The sequence below is a fragment of the Streptococcus sp. Marseille-P7375 genome (genome assembly GCF_902460365.1).
Classification (GTDB): domain Bacteria; phylum Bacillota; class Bacilli; order Lactobacillales; family Streptococcaceae; genus Streptococcus; species Streptococcus cristatus_I.
The window spans coordinates 754,710-773,920 of the sequence record NZ_CABPTR010000001.1; the positions used below are offsets into that span (position 1 = coordinate 754,710).

At 43.1% G+C, this 19,211-nt stretch carries 20 protein-coding genes; all 20 read right to left on the reverse strand.

Annotation, left to right across the window (positions count from 1 at the left end):
* Positions 1-128: 128 nt before the first annotated feature.
* The 20 genes from FZ954_RS03880 to dapB all read right to left on the reverse strand — a co-directional run bounded on the left by FZ954_RS03880 (position 129) and on the right by dapB (position 19,197).
* On the reverse strand, positions 129-794 hold the full coding sequence (locus FZ954_RS03880) for a TrkA family potassium uptake protein (RefSeq protein WP_148877258.1): 666 nt from the start codon (positions 792-794) through the stop codon (positions 129-131).
* Between the two features lie 10 nt (positions 795-804).
* Entirely contained in the window at positions 805-2,154 is a 1,350-nt protein-coding gene (locus tag FZ954_RS03885) for a TrkH family potassium uptake protein (protein ID WP_148877261.1), read from the reverse strand.
* Positions 2,151-2,702: a putative immunity protein gene (locus tag FZ954_RS03890; protein WP_148877263.1), complete on the reverse strand. Its 552-nt coding sequence runs from the start codon at positions 2,700-2,702 to the stop codon at positions 2,151-2,153. The genes FZ954_RS03885 and FZ954_RS03890 overlap by 4 nt, the downstream gene beginning before the upstream one ends.
* Before the next feature lie 430 nt (positions 2,703-3,132).
* A complete protein-coding gene (gene kphA / locus FZ954_RS03895) occupies positions 3,133-3,372 on the reverse strand; it encodes an RNA-binding protein KphA (protein WP_005590445.1) in 240 nt (79 codons plus the stop codon).
* Between the two features lie 19 nt (positions 3,373-3,391).
* Positions 3,392-3,664: a 30S ribosomal protein S16 gene (rpsP, locus tag FZ954_RS03900; RefSeq protein ID WP_005590447.1), complete on the reverse strand. Its 273-nt coding sequence runs from the start codon at positions 3,662-3,664 to the stop codon at positions 3,392-3,394.
* Between the two features lie 125 nt (positions 3,665-3,789).
* On the reverse strand, positions 3,790-4,476 hold the full coding sequence (locus tag FZ954_RS03905) for a YjjG family noncanonical pyrimidine nucleotidase (protein ID WP_148877265.1): 687 nt from the start codon (positions 4,474-4,476) through the stop codon (positions 3,790-3,792).
* 329 nt (positions 4,477-4,805) lie between these two features.
* The gene (locus FZ954_RS03910; protein WP_148877267.1) at positions 4,806-5,561 is read right to left on the reverse strand and encodes a hypothetical protein; all 756 of its coding nucleotides are present in this window, start codon (positions 5,559-5,561) and stop codon (positions 4,806-4,808) included.
* Between the two features lie 553 nt (positions 5,562-6,114).
* Positions 6,115-6,948, reverse strand: coding sequence for an AraC family transcriptional regulator (locus FZ954_RS03915; RefSeq protein WP_148877270.1), 834 nt, complete (start codon positions 6,946-6,948; stop codon positions 6,115-6,117).
* Positions 6,949-7,030: 82 nt separating this feature from the next.
* Complete coding sequence (locus FZ954_RS03920) at positions 7,031-7,525, reverse strand: YkgJ family cysteine cluster protein (RefSeq protein WP_148877272.1); 495 nt, start codon at positions 7,523-7,525, stop codon at positions 7,031-7,033.
* Positions 7,526-7,780: 255 nt separating this feature from the next.
* Positions 7,781-8,416 carry a hypothetical protein gene (locus tag FZ954_RS03925; protein ID WP_148877274.1) on the reverse strand — a complete coding sequence of 212 codons (636 nt, stop codon included), beginning with the start codon at positions 8,414-8,416 and terminating at the stop codon, positions 7,781-7,783.
* A gap of 175 nt (positions 8,417-8,591) precedes the next feature.
* Positions 8,592-9,086, reverse strand: a complete 495-nt coding sequence (locus FZ954_RS03930) for a DUF3592 domain-containing protein (protein ID WP_187423321.1) — start codon at positions 9,084-9,086, stop codon at positions 8,592-8,594.
* 101 nt (positions 9,087-9,187) lie between these two features.
* Positions 9,188-11,011 (reverse strand): translation elongation factor 4, encoded by a 1,824-nt coding sequence (gene lepA / locus FZ954_RS03935; RefSeq protein WP_148877277.1) that lies wholly within the window; start codon positions 11,009-11,011, stop codon positions 9,188-9,190.
* A 123-nt stretch (positions 11,012-11,134) separates the two neighbouring features.
* Positions 11,135-12,037: an RluA family pseudouridine synthase gene (locus tag FZ954_RS03940; RefSeq protein ID WP_148877279.1), complete on the reverse strand. Its 903-nt coding sequence runs from the start codon at positions 12,035-12,037 to the stop codon at positions 11,135-11,137.
* On the reverse strand, positions 12,021-12,488 hold the full coding sequence (gene lspA, locus FZ954_RS03945) for a signal peptidase II (RefSeq protein WP_125387769.1): 468 nt from the start codon (positions 12,486-12,488) through the stop codon (positions 12,021-12,023). Before lspA ends, FZ954_RS03940 begins: the two co-directional genes overlap by 17 nt.
* On the reverse strand, positions 12,485-13,393 hold the full coding sequence (locus FZ954_RS03950) for a LysR family transcriptional regulator (protein WP_148877282.1): 909 nt from the start codon (positions 13,391-13,393) through the stop codon (positions 12,485-12,487). Before FZ954_RS03950 ends, lspA begins: the two co-directional genes overlap by 4 nt.
* A 102-nt stretch (positions 13,394-13,495) precedes the next feature.
* Positions 13,496-14,410, reverse strand: a complete 915-nt coding sequence (locus FZ954_RS03955; protein WP_148877284.1) for a TDT family transporter — start codon at positions 14,408-14,410, stop codon at positions 13,496-13,498.
* 48 nt (positions 14,411-14,458) lie between these two features.
* On the reverse strand, positions 14,459-15,316 hold the full coding sequence (locus FZ954_RS03960) for a GNAT family N-acetyltransferase (RefSeq protein WP_148877638.1): 858 nt from the start codon (positions 15,314-15,316) through the stop codon (positions 14,459-14,461).
* Positions 15,317-15,365: 49 nt separating this feature from the next.
* A complete protein-coding gene (locus tag FZ954_RS03965) occupies positions 15,366-17,231 on the reverse strand; it encodes an ABC-F family ATP-binding cassette domain-containing protein (protein ID WP_148877286.1) in 1,866 nt (621 codons plus the stop codon).
* Positions 17,228-18,433 (reverse strand): CCA tRNA nucleotidyltransferase, encoded by a 1,206-nt coding sequence (locus FZ954_RS03970; RefSeq protein WP_148877289.1) that lies wholly within the window; start codon positions 18,431-18,433, stop codon positions 17,228-17,230. The genes FZ954_RS03965 and FZ954_RS03970 overlap by 4 nt, the downstream gene beginning before the upstream one ends.
* Positions 18,430-19,197 (reverse strand): 4-hydroxy-tetrahydrodipicolinate reductase, encoded by a 768-nt coding sequence (gene dapB / locus FZ954_RS03975; protein ID WP_148877291.1) that lies wholly within the window; start codon positions 19,195-19,197, stop codon positions 18,430-18,432. Before dapB ends, FZ954_RS03970 begins: the two co-directional genes overlap by 4 nt.
* Between the last annotated feature and the right edge of the window lie 14 nt (positions 19,198-19,211).

Here is a 19,211-nt window from a genome sequence, read left to right on the forward strand (position 1 = left end):
AAATTTTACAACTGGTTTCAAAAAAGAGCCCTAAAAGAGCTCTTATGTATCTATTTTTTATGAAATGATGGTAAGGTGCCGAGTTCCTAAGAACTACCGACAGTTGGTCCCGATTGGACTCCCAGCTGCTACTTCACTATTTCACGTAAATTATCCAAATGCTGGTTATCAGTCACAGCCATAATGCTGACGCCTGCTGGCCAGACAAAGTCTGGAGTAAACTGGCTTTCCAAAGGCTGATCTTTTGTCAGACGGTAGCCGATAATATTGAGATGATACAGCCTACGAGCATCTACTTCACGGACCATTTTCCCGACCCAGCTAGCAGGCAACTCAAACTCAGCCACCACTACATCGTCATCCAGCTGGAAAACCTCAATCGAATGGTTAAAGAGAATGGTCTTAGCCAATGAAATACCAGCCTCCACTTCAGGCAGGATAACCAAATCAGCTCCCACCTTTTCCAGTACCTGCTGGGTTACTTCATCCTTGACTTTGGCAATGACATTTTTAACGCCCAATGCCTTACAGTGCATGACCGCTAGAACACTGGATTCCAGACTTTCTCCAGTCGCCACGACGACCGTATCACAGGAACCAACGTCTGCCGCCTCCAAAAGTTCCATATCAGTAATGTCCCCGATCACACCGACGGCAATCATGTCTTCATACTGATTGATTGTCTCTTCGTGATTATCAATTGCAATGATTTCTACATCCTGAGAAATCAAGGCCTCAATGATACTCTGTCCAAAAATCCCCAAGCCGAGAATTCCAACTGTTTGATTTGCCATTTCTTTTCTCCTATCCAATCATAATGTCCGCCTTGCTGTAGTGCAAGGTAGTCGCCTTCTTCGGTTGATAATGGTTAAGACTGACCATAAGAGTCAGCGGCCCCACCCGTCCAATAAACATCAGCAACATAATCACAACCATACCAGCTGTATTGAGGCTGGTAGTGATATTGGCTGTCACACCAACTGTAGCCAGTGCCGACACAGTCTCAAATATCAGGTAAATAAAACGATGACTGCTATCGGTCACTAGCCCAAGAGCCAAAAGACCAAGCAGAAATGTCAGCTGAAAAATCACTGTCACACCAAAAGCCTTCTGCACTAGTTGAGGAGCCAGCGTTCTCCGACCAAGATTGGTATGTGGCAAGCTCAAAATCTCCTTACGAGCGAAAAGCAAAAGAACTAAGAAGGTGGTAATTTTCAGACCGCCCGCTGTACCACCCGGAGCCCCTCCTAAAAACATCTGGAGCAGATAGATAAATAGGGTTACTGGACGAGCAGCCGTATAATCGATGGAAGCAAAGCCAGCTGTCCTCATGCTGACTGTCTGGAAAAAGCTGACCAGTAGCTTATCACCAAAGGAAAGATTGCCAATCGTTCCAGGATTATTATACTCCGTCCAGAGACTCGTGACCGTCCCAAAGACGAGGAGACCAGCAGTCAGCAGCAAGACTACCTTGGTATGAAAGTGAAGCCCCTTCTGTTTTCCTCCCAATTTAGTCGCCAAGTCAAACCAGACCATAAAGCCAAGTCCTCCAGTAATAATGAGGAGAGCCAAGGTGATATTGACCAAAACATCTGTCTGCAAGCCTAGTAGGCTATCATTGCCAAAATTATCAAATCCTGCATTACAAAATGCAGAAACAGCTAAAAAGATAGAATTAAAAATCCCTTTTCCCAAGCCAAACTTAGGAATGAAGCGAATCATAAGAAGGAGAGCGCCCAGTCCTTCAATAGTAAAAGTCGTGATAAAAATCGAGCGGACAAATTGACCCAAGGTACGATTGTGCCCATAACTAAAACTATCCCGCAGAATGCGGCGATCCTTGAGGCTGAGCTTCTTCCGACTTTCCATGGTGAAAAATCCGATAAAAGTCAGGATTCCCAAACCACCAATCTGAATCAGCAGCATACAAAGGAGCTGTCCCCAGACATTGTATGTATCCACAACCGATCGTGTAAAAAGCCCTGTCACACAGACCATCGAGACAGCTGTAAAAAGATGATCCAGATAGCCCGCTTGGGAACTAGCCGTCTGCACCCAAGGCAGACTGAGTAGCAAGGAGCCACAGAATATCACCAGAATAAAAGACAAGATAATCTTTTGCGCTGGTGACAAACGTGAAAATAAATGCTTCATAAAGTTTCCTTTCCTGATCTAATAAAAGCAGAGGCCACCTCTATCTGTCTTTCTCTTTCCTTGACAGCCTGCTGCATATCATCTGGACTCTGCAAGTTTCTGACTTTGATGGCATAATCCGCTGCGACAATAGCATGGCCCCGCATGTGGCCTGTTGCGATTGCTTGGGCAAAGACACGCGCAGCATATTTACCGATTTGTGATTGGGCTTGCTGCGACAGTTTGTTAGCCAAGAAACCAGCCTGCCTTAGTTCATAGGCAGATGCCCTCCTATCAAGTCGAGCCTGAAAAACCTCTCTTACCTGAGTCAAAATCTTCTGCTTTTCAGACTCATCTTCCGCATCAATCAGGGCTATAAAGCTTGACGCCATTTTCATAGCCCATCGAGCCAGTTGCCCCTGAGGAAATTCCTCCAAAACAAGCTCCAATTCAAATCTCTTCTCACTATCATCCAGAATTTTTAGCTTATAAGGGCTCGGTAAAATCACTTGATCATTCTCATAAGACTTGCGCTCATGAGCGTTCCAAGCATAATCTTCTGACTTCATATGTCCTCCGGTTTCGAATTTCTCTAAACTCGCCCCTGCATTTCGTTTTTATCTTAAATGAAGTACCTAGTTCTCGCGAAGCTTGAACTGCATCAATGGCCCTAAATTCAACTACACCTAACGGCTTGTTTCATTAAGGATAATAAGGAATGTAGTTCTCGCGGAACTAGATCTGCATCAATGGCCCTAAATTCAACTGCGCCTAACGGCTTGTTTCATTAAGGATAATAAGGAATGTAGTTCTCGCGAAGCTCGAACTGCATCAATGGCCCTAAATTCAACTACGCCTAACGGCTTGTTTTATTAAGGATAATAAGGAACGTAGTTCTCGCGGAGCTCGAACTGCATCAATGGCCCTAAATTCAACTGCGCCTAACGGCTTGTTTCATTAAGGGCCATAGAAAAACGGGACACATGGCCCCGCTGCTTCTTATTTCTCATCAATGACGATGCGAACTTTTTTGTACTCGGTTGGGACAGAGTAAACAATCGTCCTTATAGCGGAGATAGTACGACCTTTACGACCGATCACACGTCCAACATCGCTTGGATCAAGATCAAGATGATACTCTAAAAACTCAGGCGTATCTTCAATCTTGATAGTTAAGGCATCTGGCTGTGAAATCAAAGGTTTCACTATCGCAATAATGAGATTTTCAATCGTGTCCATATATCAACCTGCACTTCTATTATTTAGAGTATTTTGAATCGTGGAATTTCTTCAAAACACCTGCTTTTGAAAGGATGTTGCGAACTGTATCTGAAGGTTGAGCTCCATCAGCCAACCATGCAAGAACGCGATCTTCTTTCAAAGTCACTTGGTTTTCTTCAACAAGTGGGTTGTAAGTTCCAACTGTTTCGATGAAACGTCCGTCACGTGGTGAACGTGAGTCTGCAACGTTGATACGGTAGAAAGGTTTTTTCTTAGAACCCATACGAGTCAAACGGATTTTTACTGCCATTTTTAAAATTTCTCTTTTCTTATTTTTTATTTCGGTGAAATAGCTGAGCTATTTAGCACATGTTCTATTATAGCAGATTAAAAACAGGTGTCAAGTTTTTTTCTTGACAGACTTACAAATTTTTTTCAAAGCAGTAATTTTTTAATTTCTTCATAAGAAGATACCGTATAAGTCGGCTGCGCACTGCTATTGTTAATCAGCTTCTTAGGATTGTACCAGAGAGAGTCCATGCCTGCATTATTAGCTCCTGCAATATCTGCTGTCAAGGAGTCCCCAATCATCAAAGCCTGAGACAGATCAAAATCCGGTATCTGCTCTGCTATTTTTTCATAAAACAAAGCCTCAGGCTTCTGAGTTCCCATCTTTTCCGAAATGAAAATGTGATTAAAATAGGGCACAATATCAGAATGAGCCATGCGACCGGTCTGAATAGCTGTGATACCATTGGTCGCTCCGTAAATCTCATAATCAGCTGCTGTCAGACTGTCCAAAAGCTCGCTAGCACCAGCGTAGGTTTGTCCTTGCTGAGCAATGTGCTGCTGATAGAGAAGGGCTAACTCGGCGCCATCTTTCTCAATGCCAAAATGAGCAAAAAGACGAGAAAAGCGCGTATTGACCAGCTCTGGCTTGGTGATTTTCCCCTGCTCCAAATCCCGCCAAAGCCCCTTGTTCATGGGAATATAATAGTCTTTGTAGGTCTGGATCTCCGTTACGCCCTGCTCCTCCAAAAAATGCGTCAGCGCGATGTCTTCTGCCGTATCAAAATCCAGCAACGTATGATCAAGGTCGAAAAGTAGAAATTTGTATGACAAAATCGAAATCCTTTCTGCAATTGTAGTAGATTTATTATATCATACTGTACCCAGACTGTACCCAGCAGTCCAATAGCTAAAGTAAACGCTAAGCTCAACTAAAAAAGTAACCTCAAAGGCGCTTTTTAGGCTCTGATTAAACCAATCAAATACAATACCTTTGGATTTGATAACTTTGGTAACTTTAAGAAATAAATCTTTCTCACTCTGAACATAAGAAAGGAGAGGACGTCAATTACCTTCTACAGGTTTTAAAATTTCATTAATCCATTATAGTTGACAAAGATACCTAACTTTTGGGATTTAGATTATTTTTTGGAAAGTCTCTTTTATAATAAATTACGAATTTTTTCTTTTATAAATGTGTTAAGAGGATAGTGTTTGTCAAGATATTCTAGGAGTGCCTGAGCAGATTCAGAAATTCGTTCGTAACCTTGCAAAAAGTAGGGTAATTGTTTGGCATCATTTGGATAACCTTTTTCAAATCGTCTGTTGCTGTTAAAAATATCTATAAAATTAGATTTAGAAGTTTTTTCCAAATTGATTAGTTCAGTCCAGAGCTTGACAGATCTGTTTTGGATGAAATCATAAGCAGCCAATTTTTCGCCTCGTTGATAACGACCTAGTCCTATATATAGATTACATAAAATTTCTCCCAACAGCCATTCACGGTCTCTATTTTCTTTTGATGGCAATCTTTGTGGCTGGCAGATTGTTCCATCAAAACCGACCTCCTTCCAGATAATCTTGCCTTCAGCGAAGGGAATGTTTACTAGTTCATGAGCTTCAAAGACAGCAAATTCACAAAAAACATCATCTTCAAATAGAACTTTATGTCCGTCCACTGTATTTTGGTAGTGAAATGCAATTGGTTCTAGCTTACTTAACCAGGTTAGGTCCCGGATATAGGCCTGCTTGTAGCCATCTTTTACAATAACAAAGAAGTCTAAATCTGAGTACTGATCCAATCGTTCTCTTTCTGCTCCGCAAGAACCAAGTGCCAGCAAAGCTAGTGCTTGGTTCGAATCTTTTAGAGACTGACCAATCTCATCTAGTCTTTGTAACAGTAATTCTGTTTTATTCATATCGTTACCTCATTCTTTCTTGTTTAACAAAAATTATACATTTAGCGCTTTCAAATGTCAATTTCATTTAATCCTAACTCTATAGATTGTCTATTTTTGCTATAATAAATTGAATCATTTTACGGAGGTTTTCTCATGTTATCAAGAGTTGAAAAATTTAAAGTAGTCTTTGATTAATTAGAAAGCGGTTCTTATCTTTAAAAAGATTAAATGATTTAGAAAATATTTGAGAAGGAAGAATATATCGACTTAAGCATCAATTTGCAAACGGTAAGATCTTCCCTCAAACGATGAAAATATAAATACGACCGCGCGAAGAATGGCTAATTTACCTAATTAGGCATGAAACAATCATCGAAAAATATATTTTTTAAATTACTCATAAAACAATGAGTTGAAGCGAGTTATTCAAAGTTATATGTATTGCTGATATTTAAAAGAGCGATCTGAGACTCAATCTATATATAAAATTAGGACTGCTAAGTAAAATGTGGACATTATACCACAATGCACAAAAAATCAACCGCTCAAAAATGAACGGCTGATTTCTAATCTATTTCACCACAGGTATCCAGAGTTCCATTTGATAGTCTGGCGAGGACATGTCTCCCTCGGTGTAAACTTCAAAGTCTGGTGCTCCTGAGTGGCGATAACCTGTTTCTGGGAAGAAGACTTCCAAGACATATTTCCAAGCATGGTGGATGCTGGCAGGTATAGCCCCCTTGACTGGTACGATTGCATATTCAGCTGCTGGGATTTCCTTGATAGAAAGGCCTAGGGCTTCTGCTTTCGCTTTATCCGCGACATCATAAGCGGCCATATAGTTGATGATTTCGCCTTCTTTGACATCCGAGCAGATGCCAAAGGATTGGCCACTGCCCAGACTTTCCAGGCTTTCAAAGCTGTGATTGGCATAGAGCTGCTCCCATACAGACGGGCACTGGCTATTGTCAATAGCTTCCAATAGGACGCCTGCCACGGTAAAAGCAGGTTTCTTTTGAATCTTGATATCCATATTCTTTCCTCCTGTAATCTTTAAGGATAATTGAAGTCTAGGAAAGACCCGATAAGGTTTTCCATTTCGAACTTCTGAGGGGGTTGCACCATGGAATTTCTTAAAGGCTGCGCTGAAGGCATCCGCAGACTCATAGCCGTATTTCATCGCTATGTCAATGACTTTCTCAGAGCTTTCCCGCAAGTCCGTCACAGCTTCTGACAGCCTGCGATTGCGCAAGTATTCTGCTAAAGTCATATCTGCTAGGATGGAAAAGAGCCTACTAAAGAGAGCATAAGAATAGCCTGATAGCTGCTGGAATTTCTGCAAATCCACTTCTGCGTCCAACTTACTTTCCAGATATTCCATGGTTCGATTGAATTGATGCATCATATTCTTTTTCACCTCTTGACTATAGTCTAACAGATCTCAGATACTTCCACCCTAGAATTTTTGTACAAGATTTAGGGGATTTCTACAACCTATCCCGTAACTTCTCCACAAAGAGATAGGCCGCTGGACAGGTCAGTGTATTTTTGATTGTCAGATGATTAATCTGATGAATCTTCTTGCGGTCTGTATGGGGAAACTCGCGGCAGGCCTTGGGACGAACATCGTAGATCGAGCAGAGATTGTCTCCACCTAAAAAAGGACAAGGCATGGCCTTGAAGATCTTGTCACCGTCTTCGTCCACCTGCAGAAATTCCTCTTCAAAAGCCGGCAGCTTCATCTTGAAATACTTGGCAATACGGACAATATCGGCTTCCTTAAAGTCTGGTCCTAAAGTCTTGCAGCAATTGGCACAGGCTGTACAGTCAATCTCCTCAAAGACCTCATCATGAATCTGCTGGGCAATCTTATCGAGGTTTTTTGGTGGCTTTTTCTTGAGACTGGCTAAAAATTTTCGATGCTCTTTCTGCTTTTGCAGAGCTAACTGATGGTACTTTTCAAGGTCGATTTCTTGGGTCATAAACTACTTTCTAATCAGTTGATTTTCGTTAGCATTATATCATAAATCTCAAAAAAATGAGACTAGGACAAAAGTCCTAGCCTCTCAATTGTCTTTGGATTATCGAGCAAGACGCAGTGGTTGAGTGGGCTCTACTACGCTGATTTCATCAGTTTTTACAGCCCTACTCAACTGTGCGGAGGTGAGACGACGAAATCGAATTCTAACGAATTACCGATTTCTGTCCCACTCTCATTTACTTTGTTTTAAAGATTGTTAGTTGGCCCTTTTTTCATCAAGGCTCCATGTTTCTTCTATGTAGGAAATAACAGAAGCCAAAGTTTCTCGGTCGCCTTCAAAAGAGATTAAATAGACCTTGTCGTCTTTTTGGAAAACCCAAGAAACAACTAACTGCCCTGATTTCATAATTACATTCAGTTGGAAAGCTTCATTGCCAGAAACAGCGGATTTTGCTCCCCACATTTTTTCTACATCTTTATTATCATTCCAACTATAGGCCAGTCGCTGGGCAATTAACTCAGCATTGAAAGTTTCCCCATCTTGGACATGAGCTTTTTCTCTAGTATAGCCATTCATGGTAACGATATTATAAGCTGAGCCATCTGTGAACTGAACGCTGTCGCCACCATCTAAGTCGGTGAACTTGATCCAATTACTTGGAATATCGATATAGCCGTAATCAGCCGAGCCAATGCGTTTAGTCTCAGTCGTAGTAGAAACATCTTTGTCACTAGCTTTATCAGATTTGCTGCTATCTTTTTGAGAAACTTGACTAGTTGTACTACTAGAAGTAGACGATTTCCGATTACCATAATTTTTAATAAGACCACAAGAAGCCAGAGACAGACCGGCTAAGATAGTCAGGGAGAGCAGAAAGTACTTCTTTTTCATGGCGAAACTCCTTTTACAGGGTAGATTGAATGATATTTATATTCTACCACATTTTTTAGATTACTAAAAATCTTTACTGTGGGGGGGAGAAAAGGGAAGATAGTGGAGTAAGTAAGCCTCTCTTCCTGATACCAACAGAGCAATTTTTATTTCATCAAAAAATTTCAAGTAGCTATTATTTCAATAAAGAAATTCCTAGTATTACCGCAATTAAAACAAAACCAATAATGGAAAAGATTATTATTAGCAACCTAAAGATTCTATCAAGGCCTGCATAACGTTCTACAAAGGCTTTTTCAGGCTTTTCAGGATTATAATAAACCGTCATGGCTGAGCCTTTTGGGAATATTTCTCTTAACTGTAGATTCTTTCCAGCGCTAAGAATATATTTCCTGTCAAAGACATCTTTTTGCTCTTTCTTCCTAGGAGTTTCTACATAATAAGCATATTCAAATTTTTTTCTGTATGTTTCCCCATTCACGAGATATTCTACAATAGGCAAAGGGATAACCATTTCATTACGGTTATCATAATCAACCACTATACCTGAAATTTTAGCAGTACATTTTTTCTGAATATTCTTCTCCCGTCGATAGAATAGGTATAAGACTAAATTTGTAAGGCCAAAAAAGAAACATGTATCTATTATCAAAATAATCGGTTTATCCAAGATTTACCTCTCTCCTATTTCCTAGCTCGGGTTAATAATATCGACTGAAATTTCCTTCGCCTTTATACTCCAGGAATCAGGCGATTAAAGTCCACCGGACTTTATTCCTCATCCATACTCAGGACGCTGAGGAAGGCCTCTTGTGGGACTTCGACAGATCCGATAGCTTTCATTCGTTTTTTACCGGCTTTTTGTTTTTCTAGAAGTTTGCGCTTCCGAGAAACGTCACCACCATAACACTTGGCAAGTACGTTTTTACGAAGAGCCTTGATATCAGTACGAGCCACAATCTTATGACCGATAGCAGCCTGAATGGGTACTTCAAATTGTTGACGAGGAATGATTTTCTTGAGCTTATCAACAATCAGCTTACCGCGCTCATAAGCAAATTCCTTGTGAACGATAAAGCTAAGGGCATCAACCTTGTCGCCATTGAGGAGAATATCCATCTTAACCAGCTTGGACGAGCGATACTCAGAGATTTCGTAGTCAAAACTAGCATAGCCACGAGTAGAGGACTTGAGCTTATCAAAGAAGTCAAAGACGATTTCAGCAAGTGGGATCTGATAGATAACATTGACTCGATTATCGTCGATATAGTCCATGGTCACAAAGTCACCACGCTTGCGCTGAGCCAACTCCATCACCGCTCCGACAAATTCCTGCGGCACCATAATCTGCGCCTTGACATAAGGCTCCTCAATGGAGTCAATCTTGGTCGGATCCGGAAACTCACTCGGATTAGAGACATCAATAGCTTCACCATCTGTCAGATTAACCTTATAGATAACAGACGGAGCCGTCATAATCAAGTCAATATTGAATTCCCGCTCCAAGCGCTCCTGAATGACATCCATATGAAGAAGTCCAAGGAATCCACAGCGGAATCCAAATCCCAATGCCTGAGATGTTTCTGGTTCAAACTGCAGACTAGCATCGTTTAGCTGGAGCTTTTCAAGCGCCTCACGCAGGTCATTGTATTTATTGGACTCAATCGGATAGAGACCCGCAAATACCATCGGATTCATCTGCTTGTAGCCGTCCAGGGGCTCAGATGCTGGATTGTTCGCCAAGGTCACTGTATCTCCGACCCGAGTATCCTGTACCGTCTTGATAGAAGCTGCAATATAACCAACATCCCCTGTCGCTAAGAAATCACGTCCAACGGCCTTAGGTGTAAAGATGCCGACCTCAGTTACATCAAAGGTCTTACCATTGCTCATGAGCTGAATGGTATCGCCTGGCTTAACCACGCCGTCCATCACCCGTACTTGCAAAATTACCCCACGATAGGCATCATAGACCGAGTCAAAAATCAAGGCTTTGAGCGGTGCTTCAACATTTCCAGTCGGAGCTGGAACTTTTTCCACAATCTGCTCTAAAATTTCTTCAATTCCGATACCAGCCTTGGCAGAAGCCAATACGGCTTCGCTAGCATCCAAACCAATCACATCTTCAATCTCTGCCCGCACCCGCTCTGGATCCGCAGCTGGCAGGTCAATCTTATTGATAACTGGCAGGATTTCCAAGTCATTGTCCAGCGCTAGATAAACATTAGCAAGAGTCTGAGCTTCAATCCCCTGAGCAGCATCCACAACCAGAATGGCGCCTTCACAGGCCGCCAATGACCGTGACACCTCATAGGTAAAGTCCACGTGTCCTGGTGTATCAATCAAGTGGAAGATATAGGTTTCTCCGTCATTAGCAGTATAATTGAGCTCGATAGCATTAAGCTTAATGGTGATGCCGCGCTCCCGCTCCAAGTCCATGCTGTCCAAGAGTTGGGCCTGCATTTCCCGGCTGGAAACCGTCTCAGTCGCCTCCAAAATCCGGTCAGCCAAGGTTGATTTCCCATGGTCAATGTGGGCAATGATGGAGAAATTACGGATCTTCTCCTGACGTTTTTTCAAATCTTCTAACTTCATTTTTCTCTTCCTTTTAGGGTATTCTATTTATTATATCATGATTTTTCGAAAATAAAAACGACTGTAACCAAGACAGTCGACTTAATTTTCCATTTATCTAAAGTCTCATAAATACGGAGACGATTAGTCATGGACTTTTCTGAGTTTTTCAAGAGTTTCTAGGAAAATAGCTGGCGCTTCAGCTGTAAATTCCAGCACTTCACCAGTCCGAGGATGGGTGAAGCCCAGTGTTCGTGCGTGCAAAAATTGACCATGGCCCTTCAGGGTCTTACGTGGTCCATAAACCTCATCTCCAGCGACTGGATGGCCGATATAAGCCATGTGAACACGGATTTGATGCGTCCGCCCCGTCTCCAGCTGCAGCTCAACCAAGGTATAGTCCCCAAAACGTTCCAAGACTTGGAAACGTGTCAGAGCGGGTTTCCCCTTGGCTGTAACCGCCTGCTTCTTGCGGTCTTTTTCACTACGTCCAATAGGCGCCTCAATCACTCCTCGATCATTAGGCAGATTGCCATGGACAATCGCCCAATATTTACGCAGGGATTTCTTATCCTTGAGCTCTTCTGCAAGTGCCAGATGGGCCTGGTCATTCTTGGCAATCATCAAAAGGCCAGAAGTGTCCTTATCAATCCGATGGACAATTCCCGGTCGGAGAACTCCGTTGATGCCAGACAAGTCTTTGATGTGATACATGAGAGCATTAACCAGAGTACCGCTGGTATGGCCAGCTGAAGGATGAACCACCATACCTTGTGGCTTGTTGACGACAGCCACATCTTCATCCTGATAGACGATTTCTATCGGAAGATCCTCTGCCACATACTCAACTACCTCTGGCTCAGGTACTTCATAGGAAATGACATCGCCCTCTTTGACAGCATACTTGGCTTTTTTTGCCTCTCCATTAACCAAAATCTGGCCATTTTTTATCTGTTCATTGGCTAAACCACGGGATAGCTCAGTCAGGTCCGCCACTGCCTTATCCAAACGCAGGCCTGCGGCTACTGCATCAATTTTCAATTCCATTTGTTTCTTCCTTCAACATCACCAGTAATAAAATCGCTACTCCAACAGTCAGGTACATATCCGCTACGTTAAAAATAGCAAAATTGACAAAATCTAGCTGGAACATATCCACTACAAATCCTTGCTGGATCCGATCAATGAAATTGCCCAAGCCACCAGCAATAATTAGAATGAGTCCCGTCAGCATCCACTTAGAAGCTTGGATATTTTTAATCAAATACCAAACGGCAACTCCAATCACGATACAAGTTATCAGAGCGAAAAACCACTGCTGATTTTCCAAGATAGAAAAGGCTGCACCAGTATTTCGCAAGTAGGTCAAACTGACAATCTTAGGAATAAACTTTCTGACCTGCCCCAAAGAAAAATTGGAAACAATATAATACTTGACCGCTTGATCAAGAGCAATCAAAAGAACAACTAAAAAAGGAATGGTAATCTTTCGTTTCATACTTCTCTTTTCTGTGCAAAATATTCTTTCATAACAGCTACAAAGGCTTCTCCGACCTGACTCAGCTCTACATCTTCCCTCTTGACATAAACCATGTGATTGTCTAAATTGTCTCGTAGTTTGATGACAGTGATGCCATTTACACTGTTGCTATCCAAAAAGCCAGATCCAGTCGCATAAGCATCCGTCCGCTCCAAAATCCCATTCAGCGTAGCTCGATCCGTCACATTAAACATCTGGGAGCTAGCGCTGGTATCGACAAAATTCTCAGAATAATAGAGGTACTCATCCTTTTCCTGTGTGAAGCGAACGGTTGGCAAGGTAGCCAAATCCTCCATAACCAGTTCCTCCTTTTGAGTCAGAGGATGATCTTCCCGCAGATAAATGTGGGTCTGGAAAGGAATTAGCTTAATAACCTCCAAGCCGAGCTTCTCCACCCGCTGCATGATACCCTTAGTATTCTGATTATTGAGATAAATAATCCCAATCTCACTGTGGCCTTGGGCTACTTCATCCAAAATCTGCACGGTTGTCGACTCGAAAATCCGGAAATTCTTGTAGTCAGGATAGCGCTGAGAAAACTCTGTTATCAAAGGTGGCAAAAAGTCATAATGCTGACTGGCAATGGAAAATTCATCCTTTTCCTCTTCAGGATTAGCATACTGATTTTGAAAAACATCAAATCCTTTGACCAATTCCTGAGCTCTCTCGTAAAATTCCATGCCCCGCCGAGTCAGAAAGGTTCCGCTACTCGTCCGGCGGAAAATCTTAAATCCTAGCTCCTTTTCCAAATCTCGCACCGCGATAGATAGACTGGGCTGGCTGACATACATCTTTTCTGCTGCTTCACGGAAGGTTCCGCTGTTGGCAATGGCCACTACATAACGCAATTGTTGAATATTCATATCTTTTTCCTTTTACAAATACTCTTAATTATACCACAAAATCAGCCTTCCTCAAAGGAAGGCAGTGACTTTCCTCTTGGAAATACATCTCTGAAATCTTCCTCATTTGCCCAAAATATCCTTTGCATACAAGAAGGTAACATAAAGAACGACGAGCAGGGCTATTAAGACTTCAAAAGCAAGCAGAATTTGCCCAGCTAGACCGAAATTTAATATATTTAAAGATTGCTTCAAGGACACAGCTGAAATAACCAAAGGGAAAGTAAAGGCCGAAAATCCTGCTGAAAAAGGCCGATTGATCAATCGAGGCAGTTGCCACAAAATAAAGGCATAAAAGCATTGACCTGAAATTAAGAGTAAGCTCAACAAGACAGGATTTGGCTGAGCAAAACTAGCCATATAAGCCGCTGTCATCAAGGAAATAGGCGCACAAATCGTTGTTGTATTCGGGCGAACATTCTCTGCTAAGCCGATTTTATAGGTCTTATAAAGGACGATTGGCAAGACCAAGAGTGTCGCTAAAAGGCCATACCAAAAGACCAGCTGGCCCAAAGCTAACTGCTGAGGAATTGCAATTGTCAGAGGAGCGACACCAATCCCGACAAATAAGACCGTCCAAGCAGGAAAAACATTCTCCCACTTGAAAGGGAAGACAAAGGTCAGGATATAATAGACCATCAAGAAAACCAACCCGCCAAAGCTTAGCCACCACAGCACTTGCGCACTAATTCGGGCAAAATTTCCCAAAAAAGTCCAGCTCGCTAGATAGGTAGAAGCCACCATTCCCTGCATGAAAAAAGTCGGGAAGACCGAGGCCACTAGTGCTTGCCCTAGTTGCTCTTTGACTTGCTTGGTATGCGTCAGCATTCCCACCATTAGATGAAGGAAAAACAAGAATGCCAGACTTGCTAAAAGATAACGTAGGAACTGACTGACATCACCGACTAAATTTCCCAAGGCTAGTAAGCCTAGCACCAAGCCAGCCTGTACTAAGAGCGGCTCTTTTCTCTTTATCATAAACAGATCTCCTGACCTCCATAGCCCTTTACTCTGAGGTTAATCTTTTTATTTTCTCTTTAAATAAACTGTTTCCGATTTTCGTTTAAAGCCCAATCTTTCATATAGCCTCAGGGCACCTGTATTTTGAGCTTCTACTACAATTTGGCAGACTTGTCCATTTCGGCTAGCAAGGTCATTCAGGATAGACCTGACTAGGTGACTCCCTAAGCCCTGTCCTTGAAAGGTCTGATCCACAGCTAAGGCAAACAGATAATCGCTACCAAAACTTGTATCCACCGAGCAGGACGCCACGATTTGACCATCTTTTTTCAGGACATAGAGCAGGCTATCTGGGCTCTCCAGCGCTTGACTGGCATAGTGAAGTGTAGTATCCATCGGCATTTCAAAAATCTGCGACTGAAACGCTGCAATCTCCGCAACCATTTCCTTTCTACCCAGTAAAACTTCCACGACTTCTTTTTCTTCTTCAGGGAAAGTCCCCGCTGCCTGCTCCAGCCAGATTTCCGTTTCTTTCAAATCATAGTCAAACTTCTCAGCAAAGGTCGGATGGTCTGTTAAAAACTTGACTTCGCTGATGTATTCGATTTGAGATAAATCGTATTTCTCTGCAATTTTGGAAAATTCCTGTAAAAGAGCGCTCGCTATGCCCTGTCTGCGATATTCAGGTAATACGTAGACAGATACCTCTGCTTGACCCGGCTCATCCGCATAAACCGATAAAAAACCGACCATTTGGTGATCTAGATTGGCCAGAAAAAAGGCTGGTATATTCCCATCAAAATTATAGGCATTATCCAGATAAGGAAGACGATAAGTCCCATCTGTAACGTGGCAGTTTTGAACCAGCTCAAAGAGCTGATCCTTGATTTCCTGACTGGGCTTGCTATAAATCTGTATTTCCATCATTCTCCCTCACAAACTTGTATCCACAACTAATGTACTACGTACTGTCCTACTCCAACTCACTCAGATACTCATAGCGCTCATACTTTTCAAGAAGCTGCTCATTCTTGTCATCCAGCTCCTTCTGAAGTTCCGATAACTTGGTAAAGTCCGAACCGTTCTGCTCCATCTCCGTCTCAATGGTGGCGATGCGTGCTTCCAGCTTCTCGATATCCGCCTCGATGGTCTCCCACTCTTGCTTTTCAAAGTAGCTCATCCGCTTCTTCTGCTCCCGCGCCTTGACGGGCTTTTCCTTTTCTTTCTTTTGGGAAATAGCTGCGCTGGATTGTCTAAAAGCCTTCTCATCCAGATAGTCCGTGTAGTTGCCAAAGAACTCTCTGACCTCGCCATTCTCAAAAGCTAAAATCTTGCTGGCTACCTTATCGAGGAAATACCGATCGTGGCTAACTGTGATCACCGGCCCTGCAAAGCCCTGCAGGAAATTTTCTAGAACTGTCAAGGTTGCGATATCCAAATCATTGGTCGGCTCGTCCAGAAGCAGGACATTGGGCTTTTCTAGTAAAAGCTTGAGCAAGTAAAGCCGCTTCTTTTCTCCACCAGACAACTTCTCAATCAAAGTGCCGTGGCTTGAGCGAGGGAAGAGAAATTGCTCCAAGATCTCAGCAATGGATGTCGTCCCGCTACCACTCTTAACTTCTTCCGCCACTTCCTGCAAGTAATTGATGACCCGCTTAGACTCATCCAGCCCTTCAATCTGCTGAGAAAAATAAGCCACTCGGACTGTCTCGCCGATTATGACCTGACCAGATTGAGGCTCCAACTGACCAGCAATTAGGTTAAGCAAAGTAGACTTGCCCACTCCATTATCTCCGACAATGCCCAGTCGATCTTTGTTTTGCAGCAAGAGATTGAAATGCGACAAAATCTGCTTGTCTCCGTATGCAAAATCCACATCCTGAAACTCAATAACCTTCTTTCCAATACGGCTGGTTTCAAAGTTCATCTCTAAGTCTGTCTGATTAGTCTGACCAGCCAAATCACTTTTAAGGTCATGGAAACGATTGATACGTGCCTGCTGCTTGGTCGCCCGCGCCTGAGGCTGACGGCGCATCCAAGATAACTCCTGCTTGTAAAGCTGCTGTTTCTTGTGTAGCAGGGCAGCATCGCGCTCATCTTGCTCAGCCTTGAGTCGGACATAATCCTGATAGTTGCCCTGATACTCAATCAAGCTCCCGCCGTCCAATTCAAAAATCCGCGTGGAAATATTATCCAAAAAATAGCGGTCATGAGTAATAAAGAGGACTGTCTTCTTTGAATTTTTCAGGAAATTTGTCAGCCACTCAATCGTATCAATATCCAGATGGTTGGTCGGCTCATCCAACAACAGCAAGTCCGCTTCTGAAAGTAGGACCTGCGCCAACTGCACCCGCCGGCGTAAACCACCAGAAAGCTGGCTGATTTTTGCTGCCAAATCCGAGATACCAAGCTTGGATAGGACGGTTTTTACCTGACTTTCAATCTCCCAAGCATGCAGCGAATCCATTTCTGTCATGACCTTGTCCAGACGAGCTTGCTTGGCTTCATCATAAGCTGCCATGAGCAGTTCATATTCCCGAATGAGCTGCATTTCTCGCAAATCACTGGACAAAACAGTATCCAAGACCGTCTTCTCTTCATCGAAGTCTGGTTCCTGAGTCAAATAGGAGATTTTATAGTCAGATTTTGCTGAAAAGGGATATACATCACCATCAAAGCCTGACTTGCCAGACAAGACATCCAAAAGAGTGGTTTTTCCTGTCCCATTGACCCCAATCAGTCCAATCCGATCCAAGTCGTGAATGATAAAAGAAATCTCTTGAAAGACTGTCTTATCCCCGACAGACTTGGTCAGCTTTTCAACGATAAAGTCACTCATCCAACTTGCTCCTTAATAAAGTTCATAATTTCTTCCTTGCTATTTGCCAATTCTCCGTCGACAATGGCCCATTCAATTTTAGTCAGGATTTGTCCCAATTCTGGCCCTGGTTTAAAGCCATAATCTCGGATCAAATGACTGCCCGTCATCACAATCTCATGTTTGTCATGAATGGTCAGAGCAGCATGTGTCGCTTCAATAGCCTCAAACTCAACTGGCAAGCCTGCTGCCTGTCTCAAACTTTCAGCTTGCAGAATCAAACCCAAATCATACTGATAGCAATCGCGCTTAGAGAGGCTCCGTTCCTGCCGAATCTCATAAACAGCTACCAACTGGTTCACTCGCTTTTGAAAATCATTGGACGTTTTCCAATGCTTCAAGAACTTCCGAACATCTTTTACCTTTAAAGCCAGTAAAAGTGCTGCCCAAGCCTGCTCGGAACTAGAAAATTGAAAATCTTCTTCTAAACCGTCTAGTAGTTCCTGCAAAGCCTCTGCTGAATCTTTCATATCAGGAAGAAAGTCGTAGGCAGCAGCTTTGATCAGGCTCTCCAGACCTTTTCGCCAGAAAGGTGCCATTAGGAGCTTGTCAAACTCGATAAAAATCCGCTCTACCGATATTTTCTCTAGAAGCGGCGCGCAATCTGCCATAGCCTGAAAAGTCAAGTCTTCCAAATCAAAGTCTAAACCAGCCTGAAAACGGAAGCCCCGCATGATGCGGAGAGCATCTTCATTGAACCGCTCTGCAGCCACTCCAACTGCCCGCAGAGTACGATTTTTCATATCTGCCAAACCATCAAAAAGGTCTACAATCTCGCCCTCTTGGTTTAAAGCAAGAGCATTGATTGTAAAATCCCTGCGCTTCAAGTCTTCTTCCAAAGAGCGCACAAAAGAGACCTGACTAGGCCTGCGGTAGTCCACATAGACATCCTCAGTCCGAAAGGTCGTTATCTCGTATTCCCCCTGGCCTTCCAAGACCAGAACCGTTCCATGCTCAATGCCGACATCAACCGTCCGAGGAAAGATTGTTTTGATTTCCTCGGGATAGGCCGAGCTGGCAATATCTACATCGTGAATCGGCCGATTCAGCAGAGCATCTCGTACAGAACCACCGACAAAATAAGCCTCAAAACCAGCCTCTTTAATCTTCTCTAATACTGGCAAAGCCTCCTGAAACTCAGAAGGCATCTTCTCTAATCTCATAGTAAATGTTCCAATCCATAGACCAATTCAGAGCGCTTCACTACCTCTTTGATACCCAGATTTACCCCAGTCATAAAGGAAACCCGGTCATAGGAGTCATGCCGCAAAGTCAGCCCTTCTCCTTGACTACCAAAGATAACTTCCTGATGGGCCACTAAGCCCGGCAAACGCACTGAGTGAATCCGCATGCCGTCATAGGCAGCTCCACGGGCGCCAGCCAACGATTCTTCTTCGTCGGCCGCTCCCTGCTGCTTACTCATCCGAACTTGACTGATTAATTCAGCTGTTTTGATAGCCGTGCCACTCGGTGCATCTTTTTTGTTGTCATGATGCAGCTCGATAATCTCCACATCTGGAAAATACTTGGCTGCTTGGGCTGCAAATTGCATAAGCAAAACAGCCCCCAGAGCAAAATTCGGGGCAATCAAACCGCCAAGATTCTTTTGACGCGATAGTTCAGTCAATTCTTCAATCTGCTCAGGCGTAAAACCTGTCGTTCCGACCACTGGAGCAAATCCATTCTCAAGGGCAAAGCGAGTATTTTCATAAGCCACTTTGGGAGTCGTAAAGTCAATCCAGACATCTGCCTGAAGACCGGCAAGTTCTTCTTTAGTATTGAAAACTGGAACTCCCGCTACTTCCTTTTCATCTGTAAAGGGATCTAGTAGACCGGCCAATACCAACTCAGGATCTTCTGTTACCATTTTATAGGCTGCTTGTCCCATCTTTCCCTTGAAACCAGCAATAATGACTTTTATACTCATCTAGAACCTCTCTC

What these genes read in the sequence shown, in the direction of transcription:
- FZ954_RS03910 (WP_148877267.1), bottom strand. Translation starts at nt 5,561, where the DNA reads ATGAATAAAACAGAATTACTGTTACAAAGACTAGATGAGATTGGTCAG.
- FZ954_RS03940 (WP_148877279.1), bottom strand. Translation starts at nt 12,037, where the DNA reads ATGGAATTGAAAATTGATGCAGTAGCCGCAGGCCTGCGTTTGGATAAG.
- FZ954_RS03925 (WP_148877274.1), bottom strand. Translation starts at nt 8,416, where the DNA reads ATGAAAAAGAAGTACTTTCTGCTCTCCCTGACTATCTTAGCCGGTCTG.
- FZ954_RS03955 (WP_148877284.1), bottom strand. Translation starts at nt 14,410, where the DNA reads ATGATAAAGAGAAAAGAGCCGCTCTTAGTACAGGCTGGCTTGGTGCTA.
- FZ954_RS03950 (WP_148877282.1), bottom strand. Translation starts at nt 13,393, where the DNA reads ATGAATATTCAACAATTGCGTTATGTAGTGGCCATTGCCAACAGCGGA.
- FZ954_RS03880 (WP_148877258.1), bottom strand. Translation starts at nt 794, where the DNA reads ATGGCAAATCAAACAGTTGGAATTCTCGGCTTGGGGATTTTTGGACAG.
- FZ954_RS03960 (WP_148877638.1), bottom strand. Translation starts at nt 15,316, where the DNA reads ATGGAAATACAGATTTATAGCAAGCCCAGTCAGGAAATCAAGGATCAG.
- FZ954_RS03920 (WP_148877272.1), bottom strand. Translation starts at nt 7,525, where the DNA reads ATGACCCAAGAAATCGACCTTGAAAAGTACCATCAGTTAGCTCTGCAA.
- dapB (WP_148877291.1), bottom strand. Translation starts at nt 19,197, where the DNA reads ATGAGTATAAAAGTCATTATTGCTGGTTTCAAGGGAAAGATGGGACAA.
- FZ954_RS03885 (WP_148877261.1), bottom strand. Translation starts at nt 2,154, where the DNA reads ATGAAGCATTTATTTTCACGTTTGTCACCAGCGCAAAAGATTATCTTG.
- FZ954_RS03970 (WP_148877289.1), bottom strand. Translation starts at nt 18,433, where the DNA reads ATGAGATTAGAGAAGATGCCTTCTGAGTTTCAGGAGGCTTTGCCAGTA.
- kphA (WP_005590445.1), bottom strand. Translation starts at nt 3,372, where the DNA reads ATGGACACGATTGAAAATCTCATTATTGCGATAGTGAAACCTTTGATT.
- rpsP (WP_005590447.1), bottom strand. Translation starts at nt 3,664, where the DNA reads ATGGCAGTAAAAATCCGTTTGACTCGTATGGGTTCTAAGAAAAAACCT.
- FZ954_RS03965 (WP_148877286.1), bottom strand. Translation starts at nt 17,231, where the DNA reads ATGAGTGACTTTATCGTTGAAAAGCTGACCAAGTCTGTCGGGGATAAG.
- lspA (WP_125387769.1), bottom strand. Translation starts at nt 12,488, where the DNA reads ATGAAACGAAAGATTACCATTCCTTTTTTAGTTGTTCTTTTGATTGCT.
- FZ954_RS03915 (WP_148877270.1), bottom strand. Translation starts at nt 6,948, where the DNA reads ATGATGCATCAATTCAATCGAACCATGGAATATCTGGAAAGTAAGTTG.
- lepA (WP_148877277.1), bottom strand. Translation starts at nt 11,011, where the DNA reads ATGAAGTTAGAAGATTTGAAAAAACGTCAGGAGAAGATCCGTAATTTC.
- FZ954_RS03890 (WP_148877263.1), bottom strand. Translation starts at nt 2,702, where the DNA reads ATGAAGTCAGAAGATTATGCTTGGAACGCTCATGAGCGCAAGTCTTAT.